3 protein-coding genes and 1 pseudogene are annotated in these 4,522 nt (G+C 64.4%); all 4 read right to left on the reverse strand.

Annotation, left to right across the window (positions count from 1 at the left end; translation table 11 throughout):
* Nucleotides 1-384: 384 nt before the first annotated feature.
* Complete coding sequence (locus QZT63_RS16445; protein ID WP_290652585.1) at nt 385-2,121, reverse strand: tetratricopeptide repeat-containing sulfotransferase family protein; 1,737 nt, start codon at nt 2,119-2,121, stop codon at nt 385-387.
* Between the two features lie 519 nt (nt 2,122-2,640).
* Entirely contained in the window at nt 2,641-3,087 is a 447-nt protein-coding gene (locus QZT63_RS16450; protein WP_290652587.1) for an inorganic diphosphatase, read from the reverse strand.
* 83 nt (nt 3,088-3,170) lie between these two features.
* Entirely contained in the window at nt 3,171-4,040 is an 870-nt protein-coding gene (locus QZT63_RS16455; RefSeq protein ID WP_290652589.1) for a hydrolase 1, exosortase A system-associated, read from the reverse strand.
* A gap of 20 nt (nt 4,041-4,060) precedes the next feature.
* Nucleotides 4,061-4,522, reverse strand: a pseudogene (locus tag QZT63_RS16460) (hypothetical protein); the annotation flags it as partial.

Genomic DNA, 4,522 nt, shown 5'->3' on the forward strand with positions numbered 1-4,522 from the left:
CTGCTGGAGTGGTCCGAGCGCATTCTCACCGCAGAAGATCCGGAGGCGGTGTTTCACTGACTGCGGATTCGGTATGCGGTGCGAGCGGCTGCGCGGTTCCGCACGTAACGTATTAACGTAGGGCGGATTAGCGCAGCGTAATCCGCCGTCAATAACATAGCGCCGTAGGCCCACGACTGATGTTGCATCTGTGCGCCTGCGGCGCAGGCTAGTTTAACGGTGCATTACGCTGGCGCTAATGCACCCTACACCCTCCGATCAGCCCCGGTGCCATGGCATGGCTGCAGGGCGTAATCCGCCGTCACAACCCTTCGATTGGCCGCGGTGAAACGTACCCCGTTCGGGCGTCGACAACCCTTCCCGCGGCGGCGGTCGATCACCGAATTAGCCGGAGGAGTAATCCGCCACCTCATACCCCAGCCCTCGGATGGTCCCCCCGAGCTGCAGCAGCAGATCCGCCGGAATCTGGTTCTGGTACCGCCGGTGGCGATACACCCGTTGGTCGTGCAGCGACTCGGCGATGTGCTTGTAGCCGGCGTCGCGTACCATTTCGCCACGCTCATGGAAGCGCAGCAAGGCGGGCTCCCAGGGGAGGCCGAGGGCGTTGAGGACACGGCCCAGCTCCGTCTCTGGTGCAGCCACGAGGGCTTCGTAGCCCATCCGCAACGTTGCTGGATGGGCAATGGCGGCCTCCATTCGGTCCACATGCTCTCGCAAGTGGGACAGAACGAGCGCGGTATCGCTGAGACGGAACGACCACGGGTAGTCGTTCCGCGACGTCTGAAAATAGCAGGACAGCAAGGTGTCCAGAGGATGGCGCACCATGTCGACCACGACTCCGGCGGGGAACAGAATCCGGATCAACGGCAGGTGGGCGAGGTTGAACGGCAGCTTGTCGATGACCCACCGGGTGCCATCGGGGATGTGCACCTCCTCGCGTAGACGCTGCTGATAGCGACGTCGCAGATTGGACAGCGTCTCCGCATCCTGCCGCTCGATCAGTTGCTCCAGGCACGCTGGGTAGGGCGCACCCAATTCGTTGGCAAGCTCGGCCTCAAGGCGGGGGATGAGATCCAGTTCCCCGCCGGTTGCTATGCCCTCATGCTGGCTGAGCATCCGCTCGAGCAGCGTCGTCCCGCTGCGTGGGAAGCCTGTCACGAACACAGGATTCACAGGCTCGGAATCACCCGCATGCCCGAGCACACACAATGCCATCATGCGCTCGGGCGTAAAAAAGCGCTCCGCGCGTCGCAGCGCCTCCATCATGGAGGGGATCTCGAACTGGACCCGCCGAATGTTGGCCACCCCGCGCTTTGCCCAATGGAATGCCTGGAATGCCTCGTCGTAGCGTCCAAGCTGCTCGAGGATCTCGCCCCGTTCCGCGAGTGCGCGGGCGTGTTCCTGATTGGTCGCCTTGCCGCTGTCGAGGCGGTCGAGACAAGCCAGCGCGTCATCCAGCTCGCCGCGCCGACGCAAGACCTTTGCCAGGGTCGTGCGCGCCTCGAGATCGTCGGGCATAAGCTCGAGGGCCTGCCGCGCGTGGGCCTCCGCTGCGCCAGGACGATTGGCCTCTTCGAGCAACGCGGAAAGCCGGGCATGGATCTCGCCCCGCCATTCCGGGGCCAGATCAAGGGCCCGCCGGAAATGGCGTTCCGCCGCCGCCAAATCCCGCAAAAAATACTGGCACAACCCGAACCGGTAATGGGCGATCGGCTCCTCGGGGTCTTCATTGATCAGGCGCCTCAGGTAGCACCCTGCCTGCTGGTACCTGGCGCCTTCCAGTAGAAGGTCTATCAGCAGCCATCTGGCCTCAGTGAAGCCTGGCTGCTTGCGCAAGGCGCGTTCCAGGTGGGCGATGGCTTGGCACCGCTGGTCGGCCTGGGCCAACACGCGCGCGTAATCAAAGCGCGCGCCGGGATCGTCAAGACCATGGTCGAAGGCGTGGGCGAACAATGTAAGCGCATCGTCAAGACGCCCCTCATCCCGAGCAATCAACGCCAGGAGGTAGTGCGCCTGGGCCTGTCGGGGATTACGGACCAGTAGAGCCCGACAAAACTGGGTCGCCTCCTCCCGGTTGCCGGCATGGTAATGCTCAACGGCCTCGTGAATTGCCGACTGCATGCTCCTGCCCCCTCCACCACAGCACTCGGTCAACGTTCTTGGTGCGGTTCCCGGCCGCAAGGACTCGATCCTTCGGGTATGTACGGACATACGGTATTGTTGTTCCGGACGACAGCTCACAGCACAAAGTATGCCAAAGCGTCCTCATCCTGGAGAGAAGCCCACCCAGCGCCACCCCTGTCAGCAGTGCCAACGAGCGCCCGTACCGGTGTCAAACGATGTGTAAAGGCTCGCGACATTGCGGTACTGGACACGACATCGGTCTTGACGGCGGTTTACGCTGCGCTAATGTCTACGGCGCACTGATCGGAGGGCGTAGGGTGCATTAGCCGCAGGCGTAATGCACCGCGTGAATCTGCGTAGTGCCCGGTTGTGCCATGCGGGTTGCCTGCGGCGCTATGTTATCGACGGCGGATTACGCTGCGCTCATTCCGCCCTACAGGTCTACAGGTCGCCTTGGACAGGCGTGGCGACTGGTTTGGGCGTAGGCGTCATCCGCCATCGGACCTTGGCCTTCCCTCAAAACGGGACCTGGGGGGCTTTCCAGTCCGGTGCTCGGGGCTGGGCGCGGGCGATTGCCGCGGCCGCCTCGTCCCAACCGTCGCAGGCGTTTCTGCCCGGGCGTCGGCGGTACCAGTTCAGCAGCGCCTTGCATCGTGCGTAAAAGCGAAAAAATCGCTCGACCCCTTGGAGCTCAGCCGCCGAAGGCGGTCGCTTGCAACAGATGAGCTTGTCGTCGGTCATGCCACGATCAGTCAGAGCAATGGACGCCACGGCGCGCACGGTGACCAACGTGCCCGCGGGCAGGCGCGGGCCGAGCACGAGAGCATCCAGCAAATCGCCTTCAAGCCCAATGTACTGCGGCACGGACCCATAGTTGAACGGGCACGGCAACGGGGAGACGAAGTCGATCTCCCCGGTACTGCCCCGCTTTAGGAAGCTCCAGCGCGGGATTTCCACCACCACCTGCACTTCCGGTGCAGCAGCGAAAGCTGATTCCAGCGCCGATTGGCATTCCTCTAAGAACGGGGGTTTCAGCGCGTGACTCCTCAACGGGGCGATACAGCCGGGTGCTGCGAACCTGCCGAAGCTCTCCGGCCCACCGAGCCCAGGCCTCCAAGGATCCAGTCGGCTGTGCAGCGCGCCACCTGAGCCCGCCACTCCTGGCGCGAAAACGTGTGATTTGCCTCCGGGAAGTCCACCCGCGTGACGTGTGGCGCACTCACCACGGCCTGCCAGCGTGACGAGCCAGCGACCGTATCGCGGAACTCGTCGGCGGTCAGGTCGTTGCCACTGAGCCCGAGCAGAACGGACCCGTGAAACCGCGACAAGGCTTGGGCCATCCGGTCAGGCAATGCTTCCGAGGCGTCCTCCGTGGTGCGCGCCTTGCGCAATAGGTCGGCGAAGCCGCGCAGCACCCGCACCGGGTTCACACCACCCTGGATGAGCTTTTTCCAGAAGTCGAGGCTTATCACACGACGGCGGTAATAGTGACGCACGACCGTGCGCGCACCGCCCGCCTCGGTACGAACCCAGGGGTTGAGGAGCACCAGCCCGTGGATACGCGCATCATCAGGCGCATAGAAAAGGGCCGCCGAGGCTGCATCGCAAAGTCCCCAAAGCACCACGCCATCGAGTTCCGGGCAGCTTGCCATGAGGCCGTCCACTGCCGCTTCGATATCTGGCCCCACCGCCTCGAACCCACCAAACGCTCCGTCGGCGTCGCCCATGCCCCGGTAATCGAAACGCAGCACCGGGATACCGCTCGCCGCGAGTTCCCGCGCAAGCAGCAGGAACTGGCGATGACTGCCGATGCGGTACTGTGGCCCGCCAACGACCACCACCACCCCGATCGTCGCCTTGCGCGCTCCGGGCTCGTGAACAATGGCCGGCAGCCGGTAACCGTCACACGCGAGCACTATTGTCCGTTCCCGTGCATTCAATGCGCTTGCCTCACGGGCCACGCGTACACCGCTGCTGTGGCCGAGATGAGGGCAGGGGCATCAACGAGCTCGGTGGTCCCCCAGAAGGCGTCACCGGCGACGGCTTCGGCGTCCACCGCCCAACCGGCATCCCGCCAGGCTGCCAGCACGCGCTCACTGGCCGGCGACAGCGCAGGCTCGTCCCGGGAACTGACCTCCAGCCAGACCAGCCGCTCCGGCTTGGTGCTTTCATTCAGAGTCAGTGTGGCTGCCTCCATGCCCTGCGCCAGCCCGGGCGACAGAATATACCCGGCGATCTCAAGGCTTTCGCCGGCGGCGAGCCGCGCGCGCAACTCGCCCGTGCTCTCGCCCCCGCCGCCAGTCAGGTGGCCGGCAATACTCAGGCGCAGGAACTGGGTGAGCGCCTGCTTGCCCTGTACCACGGGATTCCACAGCACCAGGCTCTGCGGCCGCAGCTC

This window comes from Aquisalimonas sp., from assembly GCF_007120195.1.
GTDB lineage: Bacteria > Pseudomonadota > Gammaproteobacteria > Nitrococcales > Aquisalimonadaceae > Aquisalimonas.